This window comes from Methylobacterium terricola (assembly GCF_006151805.1).
Taxonomy (GTDB): domain Bacteria; phylum Pseudomonadota; class Alphaproteobacteria; order Rhizobiales; family Beijerinckiaceae; genus Methylobacterium; species Methylobacterium terricola.
This window is the reverse complement of record NZ_VDDA01000011.1, coordinates 99,937-113,228: the sequence shown is the minus strand read 5'-3', so window position 1 is coordinate 113,228 and position 13,292 is coordinate 99,937. Positions and strand designations below refer to the sequence as shown.

The following is a 13,292-nucleotide window of genomic DNA, read 5'->3' as shown; positions in this document are numbered from 1 at the left end:
CCATCCGCCTGCCCCATGCACCCCCGCCCCATGCACCCCCGCCCCACCTCCCCCGCCTCCGCGATCCTGCTTGCCGCCCTCGGCATCGGGCTCCTCTCCCTGATGGACGCCACCATCAAGGGCCTGTCCGACCGCTACGGCGTCACCGGCATCGCCTTCGCGCGCTACCTCGTCGGCACGGTCGTGATGCTGGCCGTGCTCGGGGCCTTGCGTCCCGGCTGGCCCTCCGCCGAGACCTGGCGCACGAACGGCCTCAGGGCGGTGCTGGTGGTGGGAACCGCGCTCTGCTTCTTCCACGGCCTGTCGGTGCTGCCGCTCGCCGAGGCGCTGGCGCTCTCGTTCCTGAGCCCGATCTTCATCGCGCTGTTCGCCGCCCTGCTCCTGCGCGAGCGGGTGCGCCCGCCGGTCTGGGCCGGGCTGGCGGTCGGCTTCCTCGGCGTCGGGATCGTGGTCGCGGGGCAGGTCGGAACCGAGGCGCCGCGGGCGGCAGGCTCGGCCTGGGGCATCGCCGCCATCCTGGCCTCGGCGCTGACCTACGCCCTGTCGATGGTGCTGCTGCGCGCCCGCGCCCGCCACGACCCGGTGGTCACCATCGTGGCGATCCAGAATGCCGGACCCGCCGCGATGCTGGCCGCCCCCGCGGCCTGGACCTGGACCCCGGTCGCGGCGCCGGACTGGGCGCTCCTCGTCCTCGTCGGCGTGCTCGGGGTCGCCGGCCACCTGGTGCTCAGCCGCGCCTATGCGAAGGCCGAGGCGTCGCGGCTGGCTGCGATGGAATACACCGCGCTCCTGTGGGCGATCGGCCTCGGCTACGTCGCTTTCGGGGAGGTGCCGGGGGTGGCGACGCTGGCCGGCGCGGGGCTGATCCTCGCCGGGTCGGCGCTGGCGGCGCGGCGGTGAGGCTCGGGGCATTGAGGCCAACCAAAGAAACGACGACCCTCTTGGTCATTCCCGGGCCGCTGAGCGGCGCCCGGAATTCCGACGCGCAGATGATGCAGGACGAAGCGGAACGCTGTTTGCCTCTCGCCGAATGACCGACGGCTCTGGATCCCGCGCTCCGCTTCGCGGCCCCGGGACGACCCTGAACATATCGAGATGGATGCTGACCGGCTGACGACCGCCGACTAGAAAAATCCTTAGAACCACCCCTTCAGCTTGAAGTACACCGCCGGCACCAGCGCGCTCGCGACGATCACCGCCAGGCCGTAGGGATACCCCCAGGCCCAGTCCAGCTCCGGCATGTGCTTGAAGTTCATGCCGTAGACCGACGCCATCAGGGTCGGCGGGATGCCGACCACCGAGACCACGGTGAGGACCCGGAAGGTGTTGTTCTGCTCCATGTTGATCAGGCCGAGGGTGGCGTCGAGGAGGAACTGCACGGTCTCGGAGAGCCGGGTCTCGAACTCGTCGAGGGAGGAGACGTCGAGGCGCAGGCTCTCGAAGCGGGCCTTCTCCTCGGGCTTCAGCCAGCCCTCGGCCTCGCCGGCGACGTAGGGCAGGATGCGGCCGAGGCCGAGCAGCGAGGCGCGCAGCTTCGCCAGGGCCTTGCCGCGCCGGCCGATGGCGCGCAGCAGGCGCCGCAAGGCGAGGTCGCGGCGCTTGGGGGCGGCGGCGTCGCGGCGCGCCTTGCCGTTGGCGCTGGTGTCGAAGGTGAAGATCCGGGTCGAGAGCGAATCGAGCTCGTCGCTCGTCGTCTCCAGGGTGTCGGCCATGCGGTCGACCAGCTCCTCGATGAGCGCCAGGAAGGTCTCGACGCTGGAGGCCGGCCCGTCGCGTTCGGCCTGCCGCGCCTTGACGGTGTCGAAGGCGGCGAGGGGCTGGAACCGGATGGTCAGGAGACGCTCCGGCGTCAGCACGAAGCCGAGCGGGCGCAACGTCAGGTCGTCGTCGCGGAACGCCACCATCGGGGTGCTGAGGTAGAACGCGTCCCGGCGCCGGTTGAGCCGGCGGGAATTCTGCACCTCGCTCAGGGCCGCTCGCGACGGGACGGCGAGGCCGGTGACCGCCTCGGCGAGCGCCGTCTCGGCCTCGCTCGGATCGTCGAGGTCGAGCCAGGTGCCGTGGGCCGGGAGCGCCGCGCAGGCCTGCCCCTCGGCGACGACGCCCTCGGCGCCGTGCAGTGTGATCATGACCGTGAGGCCCCCTCGAGCCTCTGCCGGCTCGGCCTGGATTGTTTCCCGTTTGCCACAGGCCAGCGCCTTGACTCGTCCGCGCGGCCCGATTATCTCCTCGCCAGCCTTAGCACTCACCTCACGAGAGTGCTAATGCCCGGGTTGGAAGGCGGCTTCGGCGCCAGCACCAACCGCAATGCGTTCTGCGAAGCAAGAGGGCAGCACATGCAATTCCGTCCGCTGCACGACCGTGTCGTCGTCCGTCGCATCGAGAGCGAGGAGAAGACCAAGGGCGGCATCATCATCCCGGACACCGCCAAGGAGAAGCCGCAAGAGGGCGAGATCGTCGCCGTCGGCCCCGGCGCCCGCGACGAGTCCGGCAAGCTGAACCCCCTCGACGTCAAGGCCGGCGACCGCGTCCTGTTCGGCAAGTGGTCGGGCACCGAGGTCAAGATCGACGGCAAGGACCTCCTCATCATGAAGGAGTCCGACATCATGGGCGTGCTGGCGTAAATCGTCACCCCCTGATCAGTCCTGAAGCCTGACGGCGGCGCCCCATACCGGGAGCTGACGCCGGAGGGTTTGCCCCGCAACACCGATTCACGAAAGAGGAATCACCATGGCAGCGAAAGACGTTCGTTTCGCCTCCGACGCCCGCGAGAAGATGCTGCGCGGCGTCGACATCCTGGCGGATGCGGTGAAGGTCACGCTCGGCCCGAAGGGCCGCAACGTCGTGATCGAGAAGAGCTTCGGCGCCCCGCGGATCACCAAGGACGGCGTGACCGTCGCCAAGGAGATCGAGCTCGCCGACAAGTTCGAGAACATGGGCGCCCAGATGGTGCGCGAAGTGGCCTCGAAGACCAACGACATCGCGGGTGACGGCACCACCACCGCCACCGTGCTGGCCCAGGCGATCGTCCGCGAGGGCGCCAAGTACGTCGCCGCCGGCATGAACCCGATGGACCTGAAGCGCGGCATCGACCTCGCCACTCAGGCTGCCGTGAAGGACATCCAGAGCCGCGCCAAGAAGGTGTCGGCCTCGGAGGAGATCGCCCAGGTCGGCACGATCTCGGCCAACGGCGACAAGGACATCGGCGAGATGATCGCCCATGCCATGCAGAAGGTCGGCAACGAGGGCGTGATCACGGTCGAGGAGGCGAAGACCGCCGAGACCGAGCTCGACGTCGTCGAGGGCATGCAGTTCGACCGCGGCTACCTCTCCCCGTACTTCATCACGAATGCGGAGAAGATGATCGCCGAGCTTGAGGACCCCTACATCCTCATCCACGAGAAGAAGCTGTCGTCGCTCCAGGCGATGCTGCCGGTGCTCGAGGCCGTCGTCCAGACCGGCAAGCCGCTGGTCATCGTCGCCGAGGACATCGAGGGCGAGGCCCTGGCCACCCTGGTGGTCAACAAGCTGCGCGGCGGCCTGAAGGTCGCGGCCGTGAAGGCGCCGGGCTTCGGTGACCGCCGCAAGGCCATGCTCGAGGACATCGCGATCCTGACCTCCGGTCAGATGATCGCCGAGGACCTCGGCATCAAGCTCGAGAACGTGACCCTCCCGATGCTCGGCCGCGCCAAGCGGATCCGCATCGAGAAGGAGAACACCACGATCATCGACGGCGCCGGCGAGAAGTCGGACATCGAGGCCCGCGTCCAGCAGATCAAGGCGCAGATCGAGGAGACCACCTCGGACTACGACCGCGAGAAGCTCCAGGAGCGTCTGGCCAAGCTCGCGGGCGGCGTCGCGGTGATCCGCGTCGGCGGCGCGACCGAGGTCGAGGTCAAGGAGAAGAAGGACCGCGTCGACGACGCCCTCCACGCCACCCGCGCGGCGGTCGAGGAAGGCATCGTTCCCGGCGGCGGCACCGCGCTCCTGCGCGCCAAGAAGGCCGTGGCGGCCCTGTCGAGCGACAACGCCGACGTCCAGGCCGGCATCAAGATCGTCCTGAAGGCCCTTGAGGCCCCGATCCGCCAGATCGCCAGCAATGCCGGCGTCGAGGGCTCGATCGTGGTCGGCAAGATCGGCGACAAGGGCGACTCGGAGACCTACGGCTTCAACGCCCAGACCGAAGAGTACGTCGACATGATCCAGGCCGGCATCGTCGACCCGGCCAAGGTCGTGCGCACCGCGCTGCAGGACGCCGCCTCGGTGGCCGGCCTGCTCGTGACGACCGAGGCGATGGTCGCCGACGCTCCGAAGAAGGAGTCCGCGGCTCCGGCGATGCCGGGCGGCGGCATGGGCGGCATGGACTTCTAAGTCCAGGTCACTCAGTCCCGAGAGACGGAAGGGGGTCGCCGCAAGGCGGCCCCTTTTCCGTTGGGCGCGGGCCGGCGCGAATCACTCTCCGGTCCTTCGGTCTCGATGACCTCACGGACGAGACGATCTCGTCGGACAGAGTTGATCGGTCGGGGGTCGCCGCCGAGCCCGCCGGCAGGTCGCCACCCCGGCCGAGTTCCGCCCCGGTCATGGACGCGGCCTCGTTCGGCGTCCCGCAGCGCTTGACTGGGGTATCCGCCACCAGGGCCGCCATCCGCGCCTCGCGCCCGGACCCCTCCCCCGGCAGTTGACGATCGAGCCGGTGGACCGCCTGCCAATCCGCCAGGCTCGCATGGTCGGGGTCGGTGAGCGACCGGCCCGGTCTCGACGCCGGTGAGGCCGGCCTTGTTCACCACGCCGTCCGCGGTCGGGACGAGGTCCGCGAGGTGCCGCCAGCCCTCTTCGCGGGCGACATCGAGCCGGATGGACCGCCCGGCGAGACCCGCCCCCACCCGCAACCTCATCCTGTGCGAGTCGATCAGAGTTTAGGGAGACGGCACATCTGTCGCGCGGCACGTCGAGGATGAATCCGCCTCACCCCAGATCCAGCCTCCCCTGCCGCCCCCCGAGCGTCACGCCCTCATGCGCCAGGAGCCACTGCTTGCGGTGAAGCCCGCCGCCATAGCCGGTGAGGCTGTCATTGGCCCCGATCACCCGGTGGCACGGCACCACGAGGCCGACGGGGTTGGCGCCGTTGGCGAGCCCGACCGCCCGCACCGCCTTGTCGCGGCCCAGCCGCTGCGCCAGGGCGCCGTAGCTCACGGTGGTGCCGGCCGGGATGGCCCGGAGCGCAGCCCAGACCTCGCGCTGGAAGACGGTGCCGTTGGTGCGTACCGACAGCCCATCGATCGCCCGGAGATCGCCGGCGAAATAGGCCGCGATCGGCGCGGCGAGCGCGGGCGGCGGGGCAACCTCGTTCAGGGCGAAGGCGGTGCCGTAATGCAGCCGCAGCAGGCGCCGCATCCGCGCCTCGTGGTCCGACCAGTCGAGGGCGCGCAAGGCGGCGTCCTCGTCGAAGACCAGCAGCATCGTGCCGATCGGGGTCGGCAGGCTACCCAGGAGGAAGGTCGTGGTCATGCCCGAGCTTATCCCGAGCGCAGGGCCGCCGCGACGGAGGCGGCGGCCCGTCCACCGCTCAGTCGATCCAGCCCTTCAGCTCGCGGGCGACGACGTGCTCGATCACCTGCATGCCCTCCGGGCCATCGTTGAGGCACGGCAGGTAGGCGAAATGGGTGCCGCCGCCCTCCTCGAAATAGTGCCGGTTCTCGCCGTCGAGTTCTTCGAGCGTCTCGAGGCAGTCGGCGGTGAAGCCCGGCGCCACGATGGCGAGGCGCTTCACGCCTTGCGCCGCCAGCTCCTTCACGGTCTCGTCGGTATAGGGCTTCAGCCATTCCTCGTTGCCGAAGCGCGACTGGAAGGTCGTCCGCATCCGCTCCGGCGAGTAGCCGAGCGCCTCGCGGATCAGGCGGCCGGTCTTCACGCACTGGCAGTGATAGGGATCGCCCTTCATCAGGTACGATTTCGGCACGCCGTGGAACGAGGTCAGGATCACCTCGGGCTCGAAGTCGAGGGCGGCGAGGTCGCGGCGGATCGCGCTCGCCACCGCCTCGATGTAGACCGGGTCGTCGTGGTAGGGCGGCGACACCCGCACGGTCGGCTGCCAGCGCATCTTCATCAGCGCGCGGAACGCCTGGTCGCAGGCGGTGGCCGAGGTCGCGGCGGCGTATTGCGGGTAGAGCGGCACCAGCAGGATGCGGTCGCAGCCCTGGTCGAGCAGGGCCTGGATGCGCTGGTCCACCTCGGGCTTGCCGTAGCGCATCGCCCAATCCACCACGACCTTGTCCCCCATCGCCGCCTGCAGCTTCTCGGCCTGGCCGCGGGTGATGGTCTTGAGCGGGCCCTCGTCCCTCTCGGTGTTCCAGACCGAGGCGTAGTCGCGCCCCTTCGGGCCTGGGCGCTTGGTCAGGATGACGAGGTTGAGGAGCGGCCACCAGATCGCGCGCGGCACCTCGATCACCCGCCGGTCGGACAGGAACTCCTTGAGGTAGCGGCGCATCGGCCAGTAGCTCGTGCCCTCGGGGGTGCCGAGATTCATCAGGAGCACACCGACCCGGCCCCAGCGCACGGCCGGGTGGCCGGCCGGGAGAGCGCCCGCTTGCCCTGCGGTAGCCTGGGCGACGGGGGTGGCGCCGCGGGCGAGCGCGGCGTTCGGGGTCACCTCGTTCATGGTCGTGCGGTCTGCTCTTCTGGGGGCCCGGAGAATGGCGCGCCGGGCCCGTCTGTCTTCGCGTCGGGTCGCGGATTACATAGCGCAACGATCGCCCGAACCAACGCGTCGTGACGCTGCACCGCGGTGCGCGGGCGACATCCAACGGTCAAGATCACCGTGAGACATACCCGTCGCGGGCATCCTCAGCCCGCTTGGAGCCCCGCATGACCTCGCCCAGCCGCCGCCAGACCCTCGCCCTCGGCCTCGGGGCCGGCCTTGCGGGATTCGCCGGCGGGCCGGCCGCCGCGCGGGGACCGGACGTCGACTTCACGCTCGTCCTCGTCAACGACATCTACCGGATGGGGGCGGTCGACGGCCGCGGCGGCTTTCCGAAGCTCGCGGCGGTGGTCAAGGCGGAGCGGGCGAAAGGCCGCCCGGTCCTGGTCTGCCATGCCGGCGACACGCTCTCGCCCTCGCTGATGTCGGGGATCGACAAGGGCCGGCACATCATCGAGCTCACCAACCTGATCAAGCCCGACGTGTTCGTGCCGGGCAACCACGAGTTCGATTTCGGCCAGGCGGTCTACCTGGAGCGGATGCGGGCCGCGACCTTCCCGGTCTTCGCCGCCAACCTGCGCCGGGTCGACGGCACGCCGGTCCCGGGGACGAGCGACTCCACGATCCTGACCATCGGCGGGATCAGGCTCGGCGTGGTCGGCCTCGCGCTGCCCGAGACCCCGGCGAAGTCGCAATCGGGGGATTGGAGCTTCGGCCCCGCGGTCGCGACGCTCGCCCGCGAGGCGGCGGCGTTGCGGGCGGCCGGCGCCGAGATGGTGCTGGTCGTCACCCACACCGACCGGGCGACCGACGACGCCCTGGTGGCGAGCCGCCACGCCGACATCGTGCTGTCCGGCCACGACCACGACCTGGCTCTGCGCTACGACGGCCGCACGGTCTTCGCCGAATCGGGCCACGATGCCGAATACGTCACCGCCATCGACGTGAAGGCGGAGGGCAGCGGCGCAGGCCTGACCTGGACCGCCGCCTTCCGCATCCATGACACCGCCGAGATCGAGCCCGACCCGGAGGTGCTGACGGTGGTGCAGCGCCAGGAGGCGGAGCTTGCCCGCGAGCTCGACGTGCCGCTCGGCCGGGTGACCAACGCCCTCGACACCCGCATCGAGACGGTACGCCGGGGCGAGGCCGCCTTCGGCGACCTCGTCGCCGACGCCCTGCGCCATGCCGCCGGGGCCGAGATCGGCCTGATGAACGGCGGCGGCATCCGCGGCAACCGGACCTATCCGGCCGACAGCGACCTGACCCGCCGCGACGTGCTGACCGAACTGCCCTTCGGCAACACCTCGGTGCTGGTGAAGGTCACCGGCGCCCAGGTGCTGGCCGCCCTGGAGAACGGGTTTTCCGAGCTCGGCCGCTCCGCCGGCCGCTTCCCGCAGGTGTCGGGGATCACCGTCACGGTCGATGCGGCTGCGCCGGTCGGCAAGCGGGTCGCCTCGGTCCGCGTCGGCGACGCCCCCCTCGATCTGGGCCGCACCTACAGCGTGGCGGCCAACAACTTCATGCTCGCCGGCGGCAACGATTACGGGATGCTGGCCGACGGCAAGACCGTGGTCGGCGCGACCGACGGCACGCTCGTCGCCAACGTGGTGATGTCCTACATCCGCGCCCACGCGCCTCTGACCATCGCGACGGGGCGACTGACGATCCACTGACACTGAGGCCCGATGCCGACAGACGATTCCGTGGCGGGCGCCCTCGCCCGCTTCCGTGCCACCGGCTCCCCGTGGCTGTCCCTGCCGTTCTTCCAGGACGGCAATGCCGAGCATGTCGCGGCGGCGGTCGATGCCCGCCGGGAGGCTGGCGCCCGGGTGCTGCCGGCGCCGGAGAACATCTTCAACGCGCTCGCGCTGACGCCGCTCGACGCGGTGCGGGCGGTGATCCTCGGCCAGGACCCCTACCCGACCCCGGGCGACGCCCACGGCCTCGCCTTCTCGTATGTCGGCGGGCGCCGGCTGCCGGCCTCGCTGAAGGTGATCCTGGCCGAGATGGCGGAGGAGACCGGCACCGACGTGCCGACATCCGGCGACCTCAGCCCGTGGGCGCGCCAGGGCGTGCTGCTCCTGAACGCGGCGCTGACCGTCGAGGCGGGCAAGTCCGGCGCGCACATGAAGCTCGGCTGGTCGGCGCTGACGGACCAGGCGGTGTCGGCGGTCTCGGTCGAGCGCCCGGCGGTGGCCTTCCTGCTCTGGGGGGCGCCGGCCCGCCAGCGGGCGGCGCTGATCGACGCGAGCAAGCACCTCGTGCTGGAGGCCGGCCACCCCTCGCCGCTCAACCGCAGGGCGGATTTTCGCGGCAGCCGGCCGTTCGGGCAGGCGAATGCCTGGCTGGAGGAGAAGGGGCTGGAGCCGATCGACTGGCGGTTGGATCAACCGCTGGACACCGCTTGACCGTTTCCCGCAATGCCCCTTCCCGGACGACCGAACCGACGGGGAGGGAGATCCGGGATCTGGACGTCAGATTCGCCTCAAAGCGGCTCCGTATGGTGCGCCGCTGCAGAGGAGCAGTCGCCTCGCGACGTCTTGTGCTGGGTCCCGGATCTCCTCCCGCTCACGCTGCACTCGTCTGGGAAAGGCGACGGGATACGAACGGATGTGGGTCTAGGTCGTCCCCTCGCCCGCCACGAAGGCCAGCGTCCGGCGATGCGCCTCCTCGTCGGTGAACTGCTCCGGCGGCGACTTCATCAGCCAGGCCGAGGGGCCGATCAGCGCCCCGGCGATGCCGCGGTCCCGCGCCAGGGCCGCGCAGCGCACCGCGTCGATGACGATGCCGGCCGAGTTCGGCGAGTCCCACACCTCCAGCTTCAGTTCGAGGTTCAGCGGCACGCCGCCGAACGCCGTGCCTTCCAGCCGGATATGCGCCCATTTGCGGTCGCTCAGCCACGGCACGTAGTCGCTGGGTCCCACGTGGATGTCGTCCGGCGGCAGCGCCGTTTCGAGCTGGCTCTGCACCGATTGGGTCTTCGAGATCTTCTTCGATTCGAGTCGCTCGCGCTCCAGCATGTTGCGGAAATCGGCGTTGCCGCCGAAATTCAGCTGGTAGGTCCGCTCCAGCGTCACGCCGCGCTCGCGGAACAGGTGGGCCAGCGCCCGGTGGACGATGGTGGCGCCGACCTGGCTCTTGATGTCGTCGCCGATGAGCGGCAGCCCCGCCGCGGCGAAGCGCTGGCGCCATTCCGGATGCGAGGCGATGAAGACCGGGATGCAGTTGACGAAGGCGCAGCCAGCCGCCAGCGCGGCTTCCGCGTAGAACTCGGTGGCGGCTTGCGAGCCGACCGGCAGGTAGGAGACCAGCACCTCGGCACCGGAGCGCCGCAGGGACGCGGCGACGTCGACCGGCCGCGCGGGCGATTCCGGCACGATCGCCGTGAGGTAGCGGCCAAGCCCGTCGAGGGTCGGGCCGCGCTCCACCGCGACGCCCGTCGGCGCCACGTCGGCGAAGCAGGCGGTATTGTTGGGCGCGGCCAGGATCGCCTCGGCGAGGTCGCGGCCGACCTTGGCCTCCGCCACGTCGAAGGCCGCCACCACGCTCACGTCGGCCACCCGGTAGCCGCCGAGATCGGGGCTCATCAGGCCTGGCACCGCGTCCCCGGGGCCGGCCTCGCGGTAATAGGTCAGGCCCTGCACGAAGGAGGAGGCGCAGTTGCCGACGCCCGCGATCGCGACCCGCACGCTCTTCTGGCCCACTGCTCACGCTCCCTCGACCGGTACTCTCCATGTCTAAGTAGAACACTCCCGCGGAGTATCGATCCCCGATCGAGCGTGGCCGTCGCGGCAGCGCCGGCCTAAGGTGGCGGTGCAAGGGAGGAGACGCATGCACATCTTCGACGGGCCGGAGGCCCTGAAGGCCGCGATCGGACAGGAGATCGGCCTCGGCGAGTGGATCACCGTCGACCAGGCGATGATCGACCGCTTCGCCGAGGCGACCGGCGATCACCAGTGGATCCATGTCGACCCCGAGCGCGCCGCGCGCGAATCGCCCTACGGCGCCACGGTGGCGCACGGCTACCTCACCCTGTCGCTGGTGCCGCGCTTCATCTCCGGGGTGCGCCGCCTCGACGGCCTGCGCCTCAGCCTGAATTACGGGCTCGAGCGGGTGCGCTTCCCGGCGCCGGTGGTGGTGAATGCGCGCCTGCGCGGCCGGGTGCGGGTGGCCTCCGGCCTCGACGTGCCGCCGCGGGGCCTGCGCACCACCTACGGGGTGACGGTGGAGATCGAGGGCGGCGAGAAGCCGGCATGCCTCGCCGAGGCGGTAGTGCTGCACCATTGGTGAACCCGGCCCCCTCTGGCGGATTGTCGGGGCGGAATGCCAGGGCAATTTTTCCAGGGAACGAGGCAGTATGACCTTCGAGACGGAACGGCGGGCGCTTCAGCGCGTGGTAGCCCTGGCGGGGCTCGTGCCGGTGCTGGGCGGGCTCTACGGCGTGCTGTTCGGTCAGGCCGGCCTCGGCGGCGGCGCCTTCGACGTCTCGACCGACAGCCATTTCCGCTATCTGTCGGGCCTGCTGCTCGGGATCGGCCTGCTGTTCTGGTCGACCATCCCGGGGATCGAGACCAAGGCCTCGCTGTTCCGGTTCCTGACGATGGTGGTGCTGCTGGGCGGCCTCGCCCGGCTCCTCGGGCTGTGGCTGACCGGGGTGCCGTCGCTGACCATGCTGGCGGCCCTCGGCATGGAGCTGGTGGTCACGCCGCTCCTGTGCCTGTGGCAGATGCGGGTGGCGAACCGGGCGGGGGCGGTGGTGCTGTAGGCGGGATGCAGGCTGCGCCGGATCCCTCCCCCGCAGAGGGGGAGGGTTCGATTGCGCCGCGCCGGTCAGTCCACCCGCGTCCACAACTGCTTCTTGCAGATCAATCCGCCGAGCACGCAGCCCGACAGTTCGAGCACGTTCGGCCCCTTCATGGCGAGCTTGCCCGAATAGGTCTTGCCGTCGCGGAAATTGTAGAGCGAGCCCTCCCAGCCGTCGCCGGACGGCCGCATGTCGCGGCTCAGCGCCACGCCGACGAGGCTGCGGCTGCGCAAGGCGGCATCCGGGTTGTTCACGTCCTTGGTCTCGCCGGCCAGCACCTTGGCGATGGTGCCGCAATAGCCGGCGCCGCATCGGACGATGCGAATCTGCGAATCACCCCCGGGAGTGAGCCAGGTTCCGGTGGGCTGGGGACCCGCCTGCGCATGGGCCAGGGCCGGCGCGCAGGCGAGGAACAGGGCGGCGAGGATCACGGGTCGCAAAGGGGGCGGGCTCCGGACAGACGAATCGACAGCCTCCGGCCTAGCGCCTTCGCGCCGATCCCGCCATCGGCTCAGGCAACGAGTTCCGGGAACGGCACGATGGTCGATTTCACCGTCCTCATCGCCATCGCGTCGGCGACAGCCTGCGACACGCCTTCCTGCGTGAACGGATAGACCGTCTGCATCTCGAGCCACGGGTACTTGTCCCGGGCGCGGTAGAGCATGTCGACGCCGAGCGGCAGGTCGTTGCCGGTGAAGGCCCAGGAGCCGAGCACGTTCAGGTCCTTGGAGCAGATCCGATGCCAGGAGGTCTCGATCTTCCCCGCATCGGTGAACTGGCCCATCTCGACATAGGTGCCGCCGTCGCGCAGGAACTCGATGCCCTCCGGCCCGGCGGTCGGGTGGCCCGAGCAATCCATGACGAGGTCGGCGCCGAAGCCGCCGACGATCTCGCGCACCGCGGCGATGCGGGCCTCGGGCGTCGTCACCTTGGTGATGTCGACGGTGGCCTCGGCGCCGAACTTGCGGGCGAGCGCGAGGCGCGGCTCCTCCGGCGCGCCGACGCAGATCACCCGGCCGGCGCCCATCTCCTGGGCCGCCGCCACCGCCAGGATGCCGATGGGACCCGAGCCCTGGATCACCACCGTGTCGCCCCACTTGAACCCGCCGGCCCGCGTCGCCCGGTTGAAGGCGCGGATGCAGGAGGTCAGGGGCTCGGAGAGCGCGCCCAGGCGCAACGACATGTCGTCGGGCAGTTTATAGACCTTGGTGCCCGGCAGCATCTCGAGGTCGACATAGACGTACTCGGCCCAGCCGCCCCACAGGTGCGGCGCCTTGTCGAAGCCGAGATAGCGCCCGTAATAGACCGGGGTCAGGCACTTGTTGGCCTGCTCGGGGTAGTGGACGCAGTAATAGCAATGCCCGCACGGCATCAGCGGCGGGATCATCACCTTCGAGCCGACCTGGAGCGGCTTCTCCATGAAGTCGGCGGTGAACTCGTCGCCCTTCTCGACGATGACGCCGCCGATCTCGTGGCCGAGCGTGAACGGCCACGGCAGGGGCTTGGGCCAATGGCCCTTGAGGATGTGCTGGTCGGTGCCGCAGACGCCGCAGGCGCCGACCTTGATCAGCGCGGCCTTGCGCGGAACCTTCGGCCAGGGCACCGATTGGATGACGGGTTCCGCCCCGGGGCCCGCGAACGTCGCGACGCGGATCTCTGGCTTGCTCATCGGCGCTTCCTCGGCTGGCTGTTCTGGCGCGGCGCGCGGCCGCGGGCCGGATGCGTTCCGCCCGGCTCGCCCCAGCCTAGCACTGAATTCGAATTGTGCATCCCAATCGGGCGCGATCGACC

At 70.3% G+C, this 13,292-nt stretch carries 13 protein-coding genes; 7 read left to right on the top strand and 6 right to left on the bottom strand.

The features are described from left to right. The first annotated feature begins 30 nt into the window (after window positions 1-30). Window positions 31-900, top strand: a complete 870-nt coding sequence (locus FF100_RS21840) for a DMT family transporter (RefSeq protein WP_246102213.1) — start codon at window positions 31-33, stop codon at window positions 898-900. Window positions 901-1,136: 236 nt separating this feature from the next. Here the strand turns inward: FF100_RS21840 and FF100_RS21835 are convergent, their stop codons facing one another. Next, a complete protein-coding gene (locus FF100_RS21835) occupies window positions 1,137-2,129 on the bottom strand; it encodes a magnesium transporter CorA family protein (RefSeq protein WP_139037849.1) in 993 nt (330 codons plus the stop codon). 207 nt (window positions 2,130-2,336) lie between these two features. Between FF100_RS21835 and groES the strand changes: the two genes are divergently transcribed. Further along, window positions 2,337-2,624, top strand: a complete 288-nt coding sequence (groES, locus tag FF100_RS21830; protein WP_048433003.1) for a co-chaperone GroES — start codon at window positions 2,337-2,339, stop codon at window positions 2,622-2,624. Between the two features lie 106 nt (window positions 2,625-2,730). Continuing rightward, window positions 2,731-4,371, top strand: coding sequence for a chaperonin GroEL (gene groL, locus FF100_RS21825; protein WP_139037848.1), 1,641 nt, complete (start codon window positions 2,731-2,733; stop codon window positions 4,369-4,371). Window positions 4,372-4,965: 594 nt separating this feature from the next. Here the strand turns inward: groL and FF100_RS21820 are convergent. After that, the gene (locus FF100_RS21820; RefSeq protein WP_139037847.1) at window positions 4,966-5,508 is read right to left on the bottom strand and encodes a methylated-DNA--[protein]-cysteine S-methyltransferase; all 543 of its coding nucleotides are present in this window, start codon (window positions 5,506-5,508) and stop codon (window positions 4,966-4,968) included. A gap of 58 nt (window positions 5,509-5,566) precedes the next feature. Next, a complete protein-coding gene (gene hemH, locus FF100_RS21815; protein WP_139037846.1) occupies window positions 5,567-6,658 on the bottom strand; it encodes a ferrochelatase in 1,092 nt (363 codons plus the stop codon). A gap of 206 nt (window positions 6,659-6,864) precedes the next feature. Between hemH and FF100_RS21810 the strand changes: the two genes are divergently transcribed. Then, a complete protein-coding gene (locus FF100_RS21810; protein ID WP_139037845.1) occupies window positions 6,865-8,370 on the top strand; it encodes a bifunctional metallophosphatase/5'-nucleotidase in 1,506 nt (501 codons plus the stop codon). 12 nt (window positions 8,371-8,382) lie between these two features. Next, window positions 8,383-9,105, top strand: a complete 723-nt coding sequence (gene ung / locus FF100_RS21805; protein WP_139037844.1) for a uracil-DNA glycosylase — start codon at window positions 8,383-8,385, stop codon at window positions 9,103-9,105. Between the two features lie 210 nt (window positions 9,106-9,315). Here the strand turns inward: ung and FF100_RS21800 are convergent, their stop codons facing one another. Further along, window positions 9,316-10,401 (bottom strand): inositol-3-phosphate synthase, encoded by a 1,086-nt coding sequence (locus tag FF100_RS21800; protein WP_139037843.1) that lies wholly within the window; start codon window positions 10,399-10,401, stop codon window positions 9,316-9,318. Window positions 10,402-10,528: 127 nt separating this feature from the next. Here FF100_RS21800 and FF100_RS21795 point away from each other — a divergent pair, with 127 nt between their 5' ends. After that, window positions 10,529-10,987, top strand: coding sequence for a MaoC family dehydratase (locus tag FF100_RS21795; protein WP_139037842.1), 459 nt, complete (start codon window positions 10,529-10,531; stop codon window positions 10,985-10,987). Window positions 10,988-11,054: 67 nt separating this feature from the next. Continuing rightward, window positions 11,055-11,462 carry a DUF4345 domain-containing protein gene (locus FF100_RS21790; RefSeq protein ID WP_139037841.1) on the top strand — a complete coding sequence of 136 codons (408 nt, stop codon included), beginning with the start codon at window positions 11,055-11,057 and terminating at the stop codon, window positions 11,460-11,462. Window positions 11,463-11,527: 65 nt separating this feature from the next. Here FF100_RS21790 and FF100_RS21785 read toward each other — a convergent pair whose 3' ends face one another. Together FF100_RS21785 and FF100_RS21780 are read right to left on the bottom strand one after the other, a co-directional pair. Then, entirely contained in the window at window positions 11,528-11,941 is a 414-nt protein-coding gene (locus FF100_RS21785; protein WP_139037840.1) for a DUF2147 domain-containing protein, read from the bottom strand. A 71-nt stretch (window positions 11,942-12,012) separates the two neighbouring features. Beyond that, entirely contained in the window at window positions 12,013-13,170 is a 1,158-nt protein-coding gene (locus FF100_RS21780) for a zinc-binding dehydrogenase (RefSeq protein WP_139037839.1), read from the bottom strand. Window positions 13,171-13,292: the final 122 nt, after the last annotated feature.

Excerpts from the sequence above, each read along its gene's own strand:
- groL (WP_139037848.1), top strand. The coding sequence starts at position 2,731 with ATGGCAGCGAAAGACGTTCGTTTCGCCTCCGACGCCCGCGAGAAGATG.
- groES (WP_048433003.1), top strand. The coding sequence starts at position 2,337 with ATGCAATTCCGTCCGCTGCACGACCGTGTCGTCGTCCGTCGCATCGAG.
- FF100_RS21820 (WP_139037847.1), bottom strand. The coding sequence starts at position 5,508 with ATGACCACGACCTTCCTCCTGGGTAGCCTGCCGACCCCGATCGGCACG.
- FF100_RS21780 (WP_139037839.1), bottom strand. The coding sequence starts at position 13,170 with ATGAGCAAGCCAGAGATCCGCGTCGCGACGTTCGCGGGCCCCGGGGCG.
- FF100_RS21795 (WP_139037842.1), top strand. The coding sequence starts at position 10,529 with ATGCACATCTTCGACGGGCCGGAGGCCCTGAAGGCCGCGATCGGACAG.
- FF100_RS21790 (WP_139037841.1), top strand. The coding sequence starts at position 11,055 with ATGACCTTCGAGACGGAACGGCGGGCGCTTCAGCGCGTGGTAGCCCTG.
- FF100_RS21835 (WP_139037849.1), bottom strand. The coding sequence starts at position 2,129 with ATGATCACACTGCACGGCGCCGAGGGCGTCGTCGCCGAGGGGCAGGCC.
- FF100_RS21810 (WP_139037845.1), top strand. The coding sequence starts at position 6,865 with ATGACCTCGCCCAGCCGCCGCCAGACCCTCGCCCTCGGCCTCGGGGCC.
- FF100_RS21840 (WP_246102213.1), top strand. The coding sequence starts at position 31 with ATGCACCCCCGCCCCACCTCCCCCGCCTCCGCGATCCTGCTTGCCGCC.
- ung (WP_139037844.1), top strand. The coding sequence starts at position 8,383 with ATGCCGACAGACGATTCCGTGGCGGGCGCCCTCGCCCGCTTCCGTGCC.
- hemH (WP_139037846.1), bottom strand. The coding sequence starts at position 6,658 with ATGAACGAGGTGACCCCGAACGCCGCGCTCGCCCGCGGCGCCACCCCC.